Annotated in this window: 13 protein-coding genes; 5 read left to right on the top strand and 8 right to left on the bottom strand. The window is 65.3% G+C overall.

Features of this window, described 5'->3' with window-relative positions; translation table 11 throughout:
- Nucleotides 1-149 precede the first annotated feature (149 nt).
- A complete protein-coding gene (locus ACWIVK_RS06935; protein WP_448575915.1) occupies nucleotides 150-1,253 on the top strand; it encodes an aminopeptidase in 1,104 nt (367 codons plus the stop codon).
- Here ACWIVK_RS06935 and ACWIVK_RS06930 read toward each other — a convergent pair.
- The 4 genes from ACWIVK_RS06930 to ACWIVK_RS06915 are packed head-to-tail and all read right to left on the bottom strand — an operon-like array spanning nucleotide 1,250 to nucleotide 4,625.
- A complete protein-coding gene (locus tag ACWIVK_RS06930; RefSeq protein ID WP_448575914.1) occupies nucleotides 1,250-2,008 on the bottom strand; it encodes an anti-sigma factor in 759 nt (252 codons plus the stop codon). The two genes, ACWIVK_RS06935 and ACWIVK_RS06930, sit on opposite strands and share 4 nt — an antisense overlap.
- Nucleotides 2,005-2,658, bottom strand: coding sequence for an RNA polymerase sigma factor (locus ACWIVK_RS06925; protein WP_448575913.1), 654 nt, complete (start codon nucleotides 2,656-2,658; stop codon nucleotides 2,005-2,007). The genes ACWIVK_RS06930 and ACWIVK_RS06925 overlap by 4 nt, the downstream gene beginning before the upstream one ends.
- Before the next feature lie 45 nt (nucleotides 2,659-2,703).
- On the bottom strand, nucleotides 2,704-3,825 hold the full coding sequence (locus ACWIVK_RS06920; protein WP_448575912.1) for an alpha/beta hydrolase family protein: 1,122 nt from the start codon (nucleotides 3,823-3,825) through the stop codon (nucleotides 2,704-2,706).
- Nucleotides 3,822-4,625, bottom strand: coding sequence for a YceI family protein (locus ACWIVK_RS06915; RefSeq protein ID WP_448575911.1), 804 nt, complete (start codon nucleotides 4,623-4,625; stop codon nucleotides 3,822-3,824). The genes ACWIVK_RS06920 and ACWIVK_RS06915 overlap by 4 nt, the downstream gene beginning before the upstream one ends.
- A gap of 150 nt (nucleotides 4,626-4,775) precedes the next feature.
- Here ACWIVK_RS06915 and ACWIVK_RS06910 point away from each other — a divergent pair, with 150 nt between their 5' ends.
- The 4 genes from ACWIVK_RS06910 (at nucleotide 4,776) to ACWIVK_RS06895 (ending at nucleotide 9,280) form a co-directional block, all read left to right on the top strand.
- The gene (locus tag ACWIVK_RS06910) at nucleotides 4,776-5,453 is read left to right on the top strand and encodes a response regulator transcription factor (protein WP_448575910.1); all 678 of its coding nucleotides are present in this window, start codon (nucleotides 4,776-4,778) and stop codon (nucleotides 5,451-5,453) included.
- Nucleotides 5,454-5,456: 3 nt separating this feature from the next.
- Complete coding sequence (locus tag ACWIVK_RS06905; protein ID WP_448575909.1) at nucleotides 5,457-6,896, top strand: sensor histidine kinase; 1,440 nt, start codon at nucleotides 5,457-5,459, stop codon at nucleotides 6,894-6,896.
- 120 nt (nucleotides 6,897-7,016) lie between these two features.
- On the top strand, nucleotides 7,017-8,165 hold the full coding sequence (locus ACWIVK_RS06900) for a S1C family serine protease (RefSeq protein ID WP_448575908.1): 1,149 nt from the start codon (nucleotides 7,017-7,019) through the stop codon (nucleotides 8,163-8,165).
- 110 nt (nucleotides 8,166-8,275) lie between these two features.
- The gene (locus ACWIVK_RS06895) at nucleotides 8,276-9,280 is read left to right on the top strand and encodes a sigma-70 family RNA polymerase sigma factor (protein WP_012643088.1); all 1,005 of its coding nucleotides are present in this window, start codon (nucleotides 8,276-8,278) and stop codon (nucleotides 9,278-9,280) included.
- Nucleotides 9,281-9,343: 63 nt separating this feature from the next.
- On the opposite strand, the gene ACWIVK_RS06890 is transcribed toward ACWIVK_RS06895, so the two are convergent.
- From ACWIVK_RS06890 to ACWIVK_RS06875, 4 genes are all read right to left on the bottom strand, one after another.
- Complete coding sequence (locus tag ACWIVK_RS06890) at nucleotides 9,344-10,162, bottom strand: energy-coupling factor ABC transporter ATP-binding protein (protein WP_448575907.1); 819 nt, start codon at nucleotides 10,160-10,162, stop codon at nucleotides 9,344-9,346.
- Nucleotides 10,159-10,980 carry a cobalt ECF transporter T component CbiQ gene (cbiQ, locus tag ACWIVK_RS06885; RefSeq protein ID WP_448575906.1) on the bottom strand — a complete coding sequence of 274 codons (822 nt, stop codon included), beginning with the start codon at nucleotides 10,978-10,980 and terminating at the stop codon, nucleotides 10,159-10,161. The genes ACWIVK_RS06890 and cbiQ overlap by 4 nt, the downstream gene beginning before the upstream one ends.
- Before the next feature lie 15 nt (nucleotides 10,981-10,995).
- Nucleotides 10,996-12,036: a cobalt transporter CbiM gene (cbiM, locus tag ACWIVK_RS06880; RefSeq protein ID WP_448575905.1), complete on the bottom strand. Its 1,041-nt coding sequence runs from the start codon at nucleotides 12,034-12,036 to the stop codon at nucleotides 10,996-10,998.
- Nucleotides 12,037-12,259: 223 nt separating this feature from the next.
- The gene (locus ACWIVK_RS06875; protein ID WP_448575904.1) at nucleotides 12,260-13,150 is read right to left on the bottom strand and encodes a hypothetical protein; all 891 of its coding nucleotides are present in this window, start codon (nucleotides 13,148-13,150) and stop codon (nucleotides 12,260-12,262) included.
- Nucleotides 13,151-14,498 lie beyond the last annotated feature (1,348 nt).

The raw sequence follows: 14,498 nt of genomic DNA, 5'->3' as shown, positions 1-14,498 counted from the left end.
GGCCAGCTGCTGTCCTTTCCTGGGAAGGGGAATACTGGTAAGTCGTGTCCGCAGGTTCGCCGCGTGGTGCGAGGGAGGGGAATGTCGGCACGGGTGGGGACACAGAGCCTCCGGGCATTGTAGGATGCGCGGGTGGAAGGAGGCGCGCGATGGCTGATCCGCGGATCGCGAAATGGGCACGAGTGCTCGTCGACTACTCGCTCGCGGTGCAACCAGAACAGCTCGTCGTGATCGGGGGGACGCCGCTGGCTGCACCCTTGATCCGCGAGGTCTATCGCCTCGTGCTGGAACGGGGTGCTCATCCGGTCGTCCAGGTCGCTCTGCCGGGACTCGCCGAAATCATGTTCCGGGTGGCCAACGACCAGCAACTCGCCTTCGTGTCGCCGGACGAGCGACTGGGGCCGGAGCAGGCTGATGCGCTCTTGCGCATCCTGAGCGAGAGCAACACCAAGGCGTTGACCGGGGTCGATCCTGCTCGCCAACAGCTGCACCAACGGGCACGGACGGAGCTGCGGCAGACCTACCTCGAGCGGGCAGCTGCGGGGAAGCTGGCCTGGTGCGTGACGCTCTACCCGACGGAGGCGTACGCGCAAGACGCGGAAATGGCGCTCGCCGAATACGAAGAGTTCGTCCTGCGGGCCGGCTTTCTCGATCGGGACGACCCGGTAACGGCGTGGCGTGAGCAGTCGCGCGAGCAAGCGCGGATCATCGACTGGCTCGCGGACAAGCGGGAAATTCACGTGCGGGCCCCGGATACCGATCTCCGCTTGTCGATCGCTGGACGACGCTTCGTCAATGCCGATGGACGAAAGAACTTCCCCGACGGCGAGATCTTCACTGGGCCGGTCGAGGACTCCGTGGAGGGGACGATCCGCTTCAGTTATCCGTCGATGGTGCAGGGGCGGCAGGTCGAGGACATTCGGCTGTGGTTCGAGGGGGGACGCGTCGTCAAGGCGACGGCGGCACGGAACGAAGCGTTCTTGCATCGCATGCTGGAAACCGATGACGGGGCACGCTTCGTCGGCGAGTTCGCCTTTGGGCTCAACCGATCGATTACCCGCTTCACTGGGAACATTTTGTTCGATGAAAAGATCGGAGGAACGCTCCACTTAGCCATCGGCGCTGGCTATCCGGAAACCGGAAGTCGTAACCGCTCGGCGGTGCATTGGGACATGATTTGCGATCTGCGGCGAGACAGCGAAGTGTGGGTCGATGGCCAGTTGTTCATGAAGGACGGGGAAATTCTGATCTAATCGAGCGAGGCGACAGCGACTGGCTGACCATTGGGGCTGGTCGCCTGCGCGCTGTTCTCGAGCGTGATCGCGAGGGCATCGAAAAGGCGGAGCGGCTCGCGGGGGGAGAGGAACAGTTCGGCGTGACCGTGTTCGTCGATCGGCAGGATACCTGCCTGCCGATAGTCCTCTCCGCGGACGAGCCAGACGACGTAGGCTTGACCGGGGGCCGGGCGGGGTAGTCCCTCGACAGCGATCAGCGCGGTATTGCTGGACGGATCGAGAATGATCGCGCCCTGCGCGTCGCGGGCGGCTCCGTGTCCCTGGAGGCGGATCAAGAGACCGTCGCGCTGGGCGAGGAGCTGGACGACCGCGCGTCGCTGCGAGTCAGCTTGGCTCGCGAGTTGGGCACGCTGCTGGGCGACCTCTTGCTGCTGGAGGAGTTGCCAGCCGAAGAAGGCAGCTAAAACGGTCGCGGCGGTCGCCAGGAGCCAGGCAGGACGTCGCAACCACGCGACGAGGCTCGGGGCGGGTTGCCGGAGGCGAAGTTCGGCGCGGAGCCGACGGCGCGCGCGAGCGGGAACTGGTTGAGGGGCGGGAGCGAAGGCGAGCAGCTGTGCCGTCGCCCGGAGTTCGGCGGTGAGGGCGCGACAGCGCGTGCAGCGAGCGAGATGCCGCTCGACCACCTCCCATTCTTCGGGGTCGAGGACGCCGAGTGCGTAGCCGGGAAGGAGATCGTCCGGACAGTGCGAGACCTCTGGCACTGGCTCGCTCATGGTGCACGCTCCGCTGGCGGCTCGCGCAGGAGCTGCTGTAACTTCTGCATGCCGAGCCGTAGACGTGTCTTGATCGTGCCGATCGGTTCACCCAGGACTGCCGCGATTTCGCTGTGGGTGAGGCCGGCGTAATAGGCGAGTTCGATCGCAACGCGCTGGGGTTCGGGAAGCTGTGCCATCGCTCGGCGCACCCGGTCGCGGAGCTCGCTCGCCTCTGCGGCCTCATGGGCCGACGCCGCCAGGTCGATCTCGTGCAGGGGGAGAGTGGTCAGATCCACGAAATCCGCGCGTTGTGGGCGGCGCCGGCGAGAGCGGAGGGCATCGATGGCGAGGTTGTGGGCGATACTCATGAGCCAGCTTCCGAACGAGCCGCGTCGTGCCTCGAACCGTGAGGCCTGCTGCCAAAACCGCAAGAAGGTCTCCTGCAGGAGCTCCTCAGCCTCGCTGGGATCGCCCAGCATGCGACAGGCGAGCGAAAAGACCGGTCGAGCGTACCGATCGTAGAGCAGCTCGAAGGCGCGGGTATCGCCGTCGGCAACGCGCCGGACCAGCATCTCGTCGCTGGAGGCTTCCAGCTCAGCGGTGTCGTTCGTCCGGCGAACGATCCCGCTGCATTGGACTATACGACGATACGTCTCGCTCAGATGCATCGTCCGGCTCCCCGCTGACGAAGGCGAGTATACCGGAGCGCATGCTCAGGGTGCGCGGAGGGTGTGGTCGTAGAAGAGAACGATGCGCTCGATGAACTGTCGCCACGCCGGAGGAGAGAAGGCGTGTCCCTCGCCGGGATACTCGAAGTACTCCACTCGTTTCCCAGCGAGGAGCAAGCTGTCGCGAATGGTCCGTGACCATTCCGGGGGCGTCACGGTATCGGCGGTACCGACGTGGATCTGGACGGGGCAGTTCACGAAGTGAAAGTGAAAGAGCGGCGAGGTCGCTCGCAAGAAGGTTTCGTCCTGCGCTGCTCGTGCGTAAAGCGGCCCCAGGGGGTCGTCCGTCCGCGTCCCGTTACCCCATTTGCGGATGTTCTCGAGATCCCATCCGCTCACCGGCGCGTAGAGGACAGCGGCGCGGATCCGGTCGTCGATGCAGATCGCCTTGGCCACTATCCCGCCGCCCATGCTGTGTCCCCAGAGACCGACGCGCGTCGGATCAGCTTCCGGGAGAGAAGGGAGCGAGCTGATCAGCTCCAGGGTATCGATGACGATGCCGGTCCGGAAATAGTTGGGACCGGCATCCGAACCACCCCAGCCGCGGAAGTCGGGTGCGAGGCAGAGGTAGCCGCGGCGAGCCAGCTCATCGGCCGCTTGGATCGTGTCGGCACCGGTCCAGTACTGATCCGGCGGGATGTAGCCGTGACAGAGAATGACGACCGGAAATGGTCCCGGACCGTGAGGACAGTGCAGGCCGCCAGTGATGCGCAGCCCGTCGGACGGATAACGGATATGGAAGTAGGTATAGGCGTCGGTCTCGGCAACGGTTCGGAGGAGTTCGATCTGGCCCCCGGGATACTGGCGGGCACGGAGGCCTTCGATCGTGTACGCCGCCAGAGGGTGCGGGGTGGGTGACGGCAGGAGCGTGGGACTCGGCGACGGCTGGGGGGAAGGCGGCGTCGCGGTGGGGGTGATGCCGGGCGTCGGCTCGGGAATAGGAGAGGGCCGGGGTTCGGCGGTAACCGTTGACCCCGGCCCGAGAGAGGAGGTGGGAGAGGGCAGGCTGGGAGTTTGCGTTTGGTTAGCTCGGTTGCGGCACGCTGCCGCGACCCCGAGACTGCTGAGAAGCAGCAGGCGTCTCGTGAATCGAGCCGACTGCCTCATGACTCCGGTTCGACCGTGAAGTCCAGCTCCAAGGCGATCGACTCCTCCACGCTCAGGACGATCGGCACACGCGGTTGCGTCAGGCCGAAGTCGGCGAAGGTCACTGTGGTGGTCGCTGTCCCGGTGATGCGTGACCCGTCGACGGTCGCACGAACGTCCCAGACGACGGGCTCGGTCGTGCCGTGGATGGTGAGATTTCCTTCCAACTGGAAGTTGAATTCCCCGCTCGGTGGCAACGGCCACGGGAGACCACGGGCAGCGGTGGGCTGAAATTCCGCCTTGGGGAAACGAGCGACCTCGAGCGTGTTCTGCTTGATGTAGTTGTCGCGACGCGCCTCGTCGCTCCGCAGTGTCGTAAGATCGACCGTCACGCGCGACTGCGCGCTGTCGATGGCCCCGTCGGGCGTGAAGACGATCTGCCCCTCGATCGCCTGCGTGCGGCCCACCGCGTCGTTGGGCAGGGATCGGCCCAACAGTTGCTCGCGCACGCGGTAGCGGGCCTCACTCTGATCCGGCACGATACGGAGGACGAGCCCCGCCTGTGCCTGACCAGCAGGAGTCGGTGTCGGCGTTGCCAGCGTCGGGGTCGGGCTGGCAGTAGGCACGGCCGCCGGCGTCCCGCTAGTGGCCGGGCGCGCCACCATCGGCATCGGCGTGGGTGAAGGGACCGGCTGGGTAGCGGGGATCGGAGTCGCCGTCGGTGCAGCGCTCCCTGCACACGCAGCGAGCAACAGCACGGCGATCGCTGCGATGATCGTCATCACTCCCAATGGCTCGCGGAATCGGTCCTGCGACCGCACGTCGTTCCTCCCGAAGAGCAGCGTAATCGACCAGCCTGAGAGGTGAGCAAGAGTCCGGTAAGAGTTCGCTGAGAACCGGGCGAGTGGACAGAACGCCGTGGTAGGATGCGAGACGAGCAAGGGAGGTCGGCTGGAGTCGGAGTCGCGGCGATGACGCACGTGCTGGTGGTGGATGACGATACGCGACTTGTCGAGATGCTGCGGCGAACGCTGTCGTACGAGGGTTTCACGGTGAGCGTGGCTCAGTCGGGCGATGACGCGTTGCGCCTCGTGGCGGAGCGGCGACCGGATCTGATCGTGCTCGATTGGTTGTTGCCGGGACTGGACGGGTTGGCGGTGGTCCAGCGCTTGCGGGCGGCTGGTGATGGGACGCCGATCTTGATGCTGACGGCGCGGGATGCGGTGGAAGACCGCGTGCTGGGGTTGGATAGCGGAGCGGACGACTATCTGGTGAAGCCGTTCGCACCGGCCGAGCTTCTCGCGCGCATTCGCGCCCTCTTGCGTCGGGTCGAACCGGGAAGCGACGAGAAGCCGCTCGTCTTCGCCGACTTGGTCTTGGATCCGGTCACGCGGGAGACGCGGCGCGGTGACCGCTCGTTCCGCTTGAGTCCGCGCGAGTTCGATCTGCTCTCGTACTTCATGCGGCATCCTCGCCGCGTGTTGACGCGGAATCAGATCCTGCTCGCGGTGTGGGGACACGACTTCGATGGATACGATAGCGTACTCGATGTCTACATCGGCTATCTCCGACAGAAGCTAGAGGCTGGTGGGGAGCCCCGACTGATCCATACCGTTCGGGGTGTGGGCTATGTGTTGCGGGAGCCCTAAGGTATGTCGATCCGACTGCGTTTGACACTGCTCTACAGTGGCATCTTGGTCTGCACGCTGGTCATCTTCAGCGTCGTCCTCTACGTGTTGGTCGCCCGCTTCAGTCTGCAGTGGCAAGAGCGAGCACTGGCGGAGGAAGCAGCCCAGATCGTCACGCAAGGTGAGTTTCGCTTGACGGTGATTCGGACGCCGCAGGGTAAAGTGGCGATACCGCAGACCTTCGTTCAGACTCGCGATCTTTCCGGGCAAGTGATCTCGCGTTCGATCAACTTGAACGGATACGAGTTGCCGCTCAGCAGCCAGGGGCTGACCGCCCTGACGAACGGACAAGCGAGCGGCTGGTTGGAGATCGTGCGGACCGAGAATGGGCGCTTGCTCGTGTACAGTCGGACGGTCATCGCCAATGGCCAGCCGGTCGGAATCCTGCAGGTGGCGCGACCACTCGCCGATCTCGATCAAGCGCTCGCGATGCTGCGCCGGTACTTGACGGTCGGCACCGTGGTGTCGACGATCACCGCGTTTTTCGTCGGCTGGGTCTTGGCCGGTGCGAGTCTGCGGCCGATCAACCGGATCACCCAGACGGCACGAGAAATCGGGCAGGCACGTGACTTCAGTCGACGGGTGGACTATGACGGGCCGAACGACGAGATCGGCGCGCTCGTGACGACCCTGAACGAGATGCTCACGGAGCTCGAGGCGGCCTATCAGCAAGTCGAGCATGCCCTGCAAGCACAGCGCCGGTTCGTAGCGGATGCCTCTCACGAGCTGCGGACGCCCTTGACCACGTTGCGGGGGAACGTCGAACTCTTGCAGCGGGAGCCACCGCTTCCCGCCGAGGAACAGCGAGCGATCCTGGCGGACGTGGCGGCAGAGATCGAACGGATGATTCGGCTGGTCCGCGAACTCTTGACGTTGGCGCGAGCCGACGCCGGTCTCCGCCCACGGCTGGAGCCGGTGCAGCTAGGGTCGCTCTTGGAGGATGCGGTGCGGCAAGCGCAACTCTTGCGACCGCGACCGGTCGCGAGGGCGCGAGCGGAGTGCGACGTCGCCGTACGGGCTGACCGGGATCTCCTCTATCAGGTTCTGCTGATCCTTCTCGACAACGCGCTGAAGTACACGCCGGAGGACGGTCTGGTGGAGGCAACGGTCGTCGTGGAGCAGGGTCGCGCGGGTATCGCGGTCCGCGACACGGGGATCGGCATCGACCCAGCGATCATGCCGCACATTTTCGAGCGCTTCTTCCGCGGCGACAGTGCCCGGCGTGGTGAGGGGACCGGTTTGGGGCTCGCGATCGCGAAATCGCTGGTGGAAGCGATGCGCGGCGAAATCCGCGTGGTGAGTCGACCGGGCGAAGGGAGCATCTTTACGGTATTGCTGCCGGTCGAACCAGCGAGCGCGGAGGGCGAAGCCCGGGCTGTACCCAGTCTCGTGTCTCCCGCGTAGGCGTCACCGAGGATTCTCAGGAGATTCTCAGCTCGATCTTACCTGATTTTGATCCGCCGACAGTAGGCTCAGAGCGGAAGCACCGGTGTGCACGGTGCAGGATGTGTTGGAGGATGCACGATGGAGCAGACGAGTTCGATCCAGAGGAGGATCGTGCCGCTCTTAGTGGCGATCGGATTCCTGATTGCCGGTGCGATCGGGGGCATGGCCGGGTTCTCGCTTGCGGGCGAACGGGGAGCCGGCACGTCAGCGGTCTCGAGTCCGATCGCGGCCCCGGCCGAAGTACAGGCTCTACCGGTCGCCGAGATGCAGGCGACGACGGTCGCGGGGCAGGTGTACCAGCGTTACGGGGAGGCCGTCGTCGATGTGATCGCACGAACGTCGGACAGCTTCTTCGACCGGCACGGCGCCGGTACCGGTGTCGTGATCGACCAACGTGGGCTCATCGTCACGGCTGCTCACGTGGTGGAGGGAACGAGCACAGTGGAAATCCGCTTCGCGACGGGCGAGCGTGTTTCGAGTCGGGTGTTGGGCACCGACGAGGCGAACGATATCGCCTTGCTTCGGGTCGACCGCCTTCCTGCGGGGGTACCGGTGGCGGTGCTCGGCGACTCCGACCGCGTCCAAGTCGGCGACGTGGTGGTCGCGATCGGCAGCCCCTTCGGTCTCTCCGGCACCGTCACCCAAGGGATCGTCAGTGCGGTGAACCGCAGCTGGAACCCGCCGGGTGGTCGGTTGCGGACAGGACTGATCCAGACCGACGCTCCGATCAATCCCGGCAACAGCGGTGGACCGCTCTTCGATGCTCGGGGGGAGGTGATCGGCATCACCATCATGATCGAGAGCCCGATTCGGGGAAATGTCGGTATCGGCTTCGCTGTGCCGAGCAACACGGTGAAACGGGTACTCCCGCAACTCGAGCAAGGTGCGCAGCTCGAGCCAGCGTGGTTGGGGATCAGCGGAACCGATCTCGACGTGGAGCAGGCGCGCCGATTCGGTCTCTCGGTCGACCGTGGGGTCATCGTCCTGAGCGTGGTGCCAGGAAGTCCGGCAGCACGCGCTGGACTGCGGCCGGCGCAGGCGAGTGGACTGGACATCGCACAGCTGGGCGACGTGATCGTGGCGATCGATGGTCAACCCGTTGTGGGGATGCAGGAACTGGCCGCGCGGATCGGCGCGCACCAGCCGGGTGACACGGTCGAGCTGACCGTGTTGCGCGATGGACGCGAGCAGACCGTTCGGGTCACGCTCGGTCGTTGGCCGAAGTAGGGGGACGACCTTGACACTGGAGCCGAGCGTGTGCTAGTATATGTAGGTTTCGAAACGACGTCGTGCGGTGTCCGTACGACGCGTCCGAACAGCGGAGGTACGAGAGATCCATGACGGAACGGGAACTGCAGGAACTGCTGGAACTCGAAGAACTGATCGCGTCGGAAGGGCTGGAGGAGGTCGAGGAGATCGAGGAGATCGAAGAATCCGACGATCTCATCGACCAGGCGGCCAACGATGCCGTGTATCGGTATTTCCGCGAGGTGGGGGGTCACCGGTTGCTGACCCACCAGGAGGAGATCGAGTACTCGCGGGCGGTACGGGCTGGTTTGGCGGCGCGCAAGCGGATCGAGGCTGGCGAAGACACTCCGGAGCTGCGCGAGCTCGTGCGCAAGGGGCAGGAAGCGCGCGAGAAGCTGATCCGACACAACTTGCGCCTGGTGGTCTCGATCGCCAAGCGCTATCGCTCGAGCGAACTGCCGCTGATCGATTTGATCCAGGAGGGAAACATCGGTCTGATGACGGCGGTGGAGCGGTACGATCCTGAACTGGGTTACCGCTTCAGCACCTATGCGACCTTCTGGATCCGCCAGGCGATCGGACGTGCGGTGGCGAACTTGAGCCGGACGATCCGGGTTCCGGTGCATATGCATGACTTGATCGCCAAGATCCGGCGCGCGGAGGCTCAGATCGAGCAGCAGAAGGGTCGACCAGCGACCAACGAGGAACTGGCTGAACTGTTGGGTATCGACGTGGCGCGGATCGAGCAGGCCCGGACGCAGATTCCGCGCACGTCCTCGCTCGACAAGCCGATCGGTGAGGATGGCGAGAGCTCGATCGGTGATCTCTTGCCGGATCCGCGGAGCGATGACGTGGTCGAGGAAGCGTTGACCAACGCGATCCGCGAGCAGATCCGCCGCAGCCTGGAGCAGCTGACGGAGCGCGAGCGCACTGTCCTGGTGATGCGCTTCGGTCTGGACGGCGAGCAGCCGCGCACCCTGGCGGAAATCGCCGATGCGCTGAAGATCAGCCGCGAGCGTGTCCGCCAGGTCGAGAAGGAGGCGCTGCAGAAGCTCCGCAATTCCGACTTGCGCTTGCTGGCCAGTGCTGCTTGACATCCACGATCTCGTGGCCTCGAGTGGGCCGGTCTCCCAGACAGGGAGACCGGCCCGGTTCATTCAGTCGTGATCGTGCTGATGCTCAGGGTCGTGCCAGTGGGGGTGCGTGTGCTGGAACGCCCCGTGCCAGTGCGGGTGTTCGTGGACCAGATTGGCGGCCAGGAGGAGTTCTTGATCGGCGAGTATCTGAGCCGGCGACCCCTCCGCGATAGGACGATGCTCGCGTTCCCCAAAAACGACGAGCCGCGTGCCGAGTGCGGCGGCGAGGTCCAGTTCGTGGGTGGCGATGACCAGCGTGTGGCCGCGCGCGTGCAAGGTCGCGAGCAGCTCGATCAGCTGCGCGCGGCTCCGCGGATCCAAGTTCGCGGTCGGCTCATCGAGCAGGATCACTTCCGGCTCCATCACGAGCACGGTCGCCAGAGCGACGCGCTTCTTCTCCCCGCCGCTCAATTCGAAAGGAGCGCGGTCGGCCAGGTGCTCGAGCGCGAGTTCGGCCAGGACGCGCTGGACCACCTCGCGCACACGGTCCGTCGGCCAACCGAGTTGAAGAGGTCCGAAGGCGACATCGTCGAAGACGGTCGGTGAAAAGAGCTGGACATCCGGTTCTTGGAAGACGAGTCCGACGCGCTGGTGGAGCCAGTAGCCGAGTTCGGGATCGTCCGCAGCCGACGTCACATCGCGACCGAAGGCGAAAATCTGCCCGCTCGAGGGTCGATACAGACCATCCAAGATTTTGAGGAGTGTCGATTTGCCGGAACCGTTCGGGCCGAGTACGATCAGGGCTTCGCCCGCAGCGATCGTCAGATCGACGTCGACGAGTGCCGGGATGCGACCGTGGTAGGCGTAACTCACGCGGTGGAGCTCGAACACGGTCCTCATGGGTGAGCCAAATCGATCAACCAGAGCGTGGCGCAGGTCGCGGAGCCGACCGAGAGGGCGAACCAGTCGGCTTCGGTCAGAACGCGGGGACGCAAGGTGCGCGGCTCGCCGCGGAAGCCTCGAGCAGTCATCGCCTGGTAGACCTGTTCGCTGGTCCGGAGACTCCGTTGCAAGAGGACAGCGAGAGCCGAGGCTAACCAGCGCCGCTGTTCCGGGCCGGGGAGGGCGCGCAGGGTGCGGCTGCGACGAGCGAGGATGAGGTCCTGCACGAGCTCGAGGAGCACGAAGACGTACCGGTAGGCCATCGCCAGCACCACAACGAAGACGAGCGGAACCCGCAGGGCGCGCAGTGCGGCGAGCAGGTCCGACCAGCGCGTGGTCAGCACGAGCGCCGCGGCAGCGAAAACCGAGGCGGTCACGCGGAGCAGGAGCGTCAGCACGCTCCAGGCACCGGTCGTGCTGACCGTCAGGCCGAACGGCAGGTGCACGAGAGGCGGTCCCGGTACGAGGACGAGCGCTGGGGCAGCGACGAGGAGCGTAAAGACCGGCAGACCGAGACCGAGACGGACGATGATCGATGCCGGTATCCGGCTGGCGGTGAGGGAGACGAGCAGCAGAGCGAGAAGGGCGAACTGCATCGGAATCGTTCGCAAGCTCGCAGCGACCAAAAGCGCGAAGCCGAGCAAGAGAACTTTGACGCGCGCGTCGAGCAGTTGAAGAAGTCCGGAACGACGGGCCATCTCCTCGGCGTAGACCGTGTGCTCGAGCGTGGTGGCGAGGTCAGCAAGCGTCTTTTCCAGAAAACTGCGGCGGGCCATCTGACACCTTCGATGCTAGCGCGCGGAGGCAGCGGACCGATCGTCCGCCGAGCGTAGCTGGAGCAGGAGACGCAGACCGAAGATCAGGGCACTGACCAACCCGATGCCGATGATCGCGGAGAGCACGTAGGCGAGCGCCTGTTCGGTGAAAGACGCCTCTTCCGCCATCCACGGAAGCGTGTAATCGGGCAGCGGAGCGCGCCACCAGCCTTCCCATCGAGCGAGACCGCTGGGCACGTAGCCGACGAGCTGCTCGAGTTCTTCGGCCGACCACTCGCCCCAGGCCGCACCGGAGGCGAGCAAGCCGAGCGGAGTGAGCAGGACGAGAACGGCGGCGACGAGCAACACGAGCGACCGCTTTCGAGCGGCTGTCGGAGCCGGGGACGGTACGCTCGCCAAGAGGTCCGGAGAGAGCCGGCGTACCAAGGTGAGTCCGGCGGCCGTGACGATCGCCTCGGCGAGTCCAGCCACGGTGAGATGCGGAACGAGCATCGCGGGCACCGCGACCTCCAGGCTATAGGGGCTGTAGAGAGCGCGGCCGTTCTCGCTCCAGAGAAGCGGCTGGATACCGAGCGTCAGGCCGACCAACAGGGCAGCGACATTGATGCTGACGTAGCCGGCCACAGCAGCGGCGATGACCCGGCGACGGCTCTCCAGTGGGCTGGACCCGGCGATCAGCCGATAGATCCCATAGCCGGTCAATGGCATGGCGACGCCGAGGATGAAGCAGTTGGCGCCGATGGCCAGGATGCCACCGTCACCGAAGAACAACGCTTGCACGATCAAGGCGACGGAGGTCGCGACGATCGCGGCCCAGGGTCCGAGCACGACGGCGGCCAGCACGCTGCCGACCGCGTGGCCGGTCGTTCCACCGGGGAGGGGAACGTTGAACATCATCACCACGAAGACGAAGGCCGAGAAGAGCGCCAGAACAGGGACCGTGCGACCGACCAGCAGACGACGCAAGCGTTGGGAGGCGAGGTACCAGAAGGGAAGGACGCCTCCCCAGTAGGCGAGTGCCGTTGCCGGGCTGATATAGCCATCGGGAATGTGCATTGGGTCTCTCCCGCGATCTCGACCGTCGACCCCGTTCACCGGGAAACAAGCATACCAGGCCGGTCATTGGCTCGTTGGCGAGCGGATCCCCACTGATTCGCTGCCGGTCGAGATGGTGTTGCGGAGGGTCGACGGAGGACGTCCTCGCCCAGCGCAGACCGAGATCAGGAGGCCAGCCGGAATGATGCAGGGTACGGTGGTGCCGGGTGGCGGCTCCAGCAGCTCAGCGGTGGTCGATGGTCTCCAGGATGGCCGCGATGGCCATCAGCACCGGGCTTCTTCCGGCGAGGACGTCGTTCGTTTTGACGACGATCACCCAACTCCGTCCTTGCGCGTCGCGATAGCGGTATCCCCATTTGCGCCCAGCCGTATCGAGCTGATAGTACTCGGCAGCAAAGCCGGGTCGGATTTCGATCGGACCAAAGGGCTGCCCCCAATCGACGGGCGGAGCGTACTGCGAGTCAGTGCGCAGGACTTCGATGAGGACACCGCCCGGTGCAAGATCATCGGGGTCCAGGCTATCGAACCAATTGGCGACGTCTTCGGCCGAGGGACTGTTCTGCACCATCGGCTGACTCATGAACATCCAGTAGCAGTGACACGTATGCAAGTTGTACTCGGGTGCTTCGGGCGTGGTGACGACGAGCCAACCGGGTGGGATTTGGACGCGCAGATAGCCGGGATCTCGGTACTCCGGCCAGCCCTCGATCGTCCGCGCTGTTCCTCCGGACGAAGGCGCATTGGTCGGGGCAGGAGCTGGCGCGGGAGTCGGTGACGGGGTGGGTAGTGGTTCTGGGGTCGGGGTGGGACGGGGAGGTGGCGTCGGTGAGGGAAGCGGCGACGGGGTCGGCCGGTGAACCCGTGTCGGGGTGGGTCGCGGCGACGCGGTGGACGTCGGTACGACTAGTCGAGCGGTCGGTTCGGCGGGAGCGGTCACGCGGGCGAGCGGAGCGGGGGTCGCGGTGGGTGCGTTCGCCTGGTCGCGGGTGCGGTAGACGAGATAGCCGATACCGGCCCCGGCGGCGAGACCGAAGACGAGGAGCACGACTGCGGCCAGACAGCCGAGAAAAGCCAGAGTAGTGTATGAGCGAACGACCGACCTTTTTCTCTCCACTGGAGCAATGCACCAGCGACTGGGAGGCTTGTCTGTCTACTGACAGAGTATACGAGGTCTGCGTCCTCTGGGGAAAGGATCGCTGGTCTACGGCCGTAGACTGCTGCCGGGCCAGTGGGCTTCCGTCGGACTCGATCCATGGTCGCCTCTGGTACTGCGTTGGGCGCCGTTTCTGTTGGATTCGTCAGGACGCTACTGCCGCGCGTGGAAAGAGTTCGCGTCTCGAAGGAGTCGCACCTCGGGCGAGTGCTCGCGAGTGACGCTGTGGCCCAGGGGTAGGGCCATCGCTCGTGCGTCCGAGTCGGCCCACCTCACGACCGAACCGCTCTTGCTCGGTGCTGCCAGCCTGCCAAAACGGCAGTGCTGGGAAGAACGATCCGGAGGAGGTGCAAGCGCAGCTTTGCGACTCGATCGGCCCGATGGGGACCGGAAAGGCTGTGCAAGCTGATCGAGCCTGGGTCTGGCTGTTTACCTCGAGATACCCGGGAGTGCGGGCTTGTCCAAAAGAACGCTCGCCGCAGGCCTGTAGGCGGTTCGCAGTCGCAGCGCTCGGGAGGCTCGGCGCTGGAGTTCGAGCCCTGGGTAGGTGTTCTGCTGGCGTCGGGTCGAGCCGGTGCGGGGTGGTCGGGCGAACTCGGCTGTGAGCGGGCGACCGTGCGATCGGCGCAATTGCCTCTCGTGCTGAGTCGCGTCCGGGTGCCATTCACTGCCGAAGGCCATCGTGTCGTTGGGAGCGGAAGTGCCGGTGTCTCATGTGAGAGGGATCCGCTGAGGTGGTCGAGGCCAGAAAGACCGGTTCGTCGTTGGAACAGCGTCGACAGCAAGTGTCGATGGCTCGAAGAGCATCGATCAGGCTGACAGGGGGAAGGCAGCTCGGATCGCCTGCCGTTTGCGGGACGGCAGGTCACTCACGCAGGAAAGCGACTGAAAAGACACACGGCACCTCCATCGGGATCCATCCCGACGGAGATGCCGTGCGCCAATTTCCGACGGAGTATCAACGAGTTCGGGTGGGACGACGAAGCAGAGTCACTCCGCTGCCGACCAGCCCGATCGCGATGCCAGCGAGGACGATGAGTGCGCTGGGCGTTTGCGGCTGGCCCGTGCGCGGGAGGACTTGAGGGATCGGGGGCGCCGTACTCGGGGCCGAGCTGGCTGGGAGGGCCTCACTCACTGGCTGCTGGGTAGTGGGTACGTCGCTACTCTCGACTGGCTGGGCGTCAGTGCTCGGGCTGGCTGCCTCGCTCGCGGGGACCGCGGGTGTGCTCGGCGCAGTCGACGCACCTCCACCAGTGCTGCCGCCGGTGCCGCCGGTACCGCTGTCGCCCTGACCACCGCCGGTGCCGCC

Source organism: Thermomicrobium sp. (assembly GCF_053493975.1).
The sequence above is the reverse complement of the archived record's forward strand: the minus strand, read 5'-3'. Positions and strand labels throughout refer to the sequence as shown.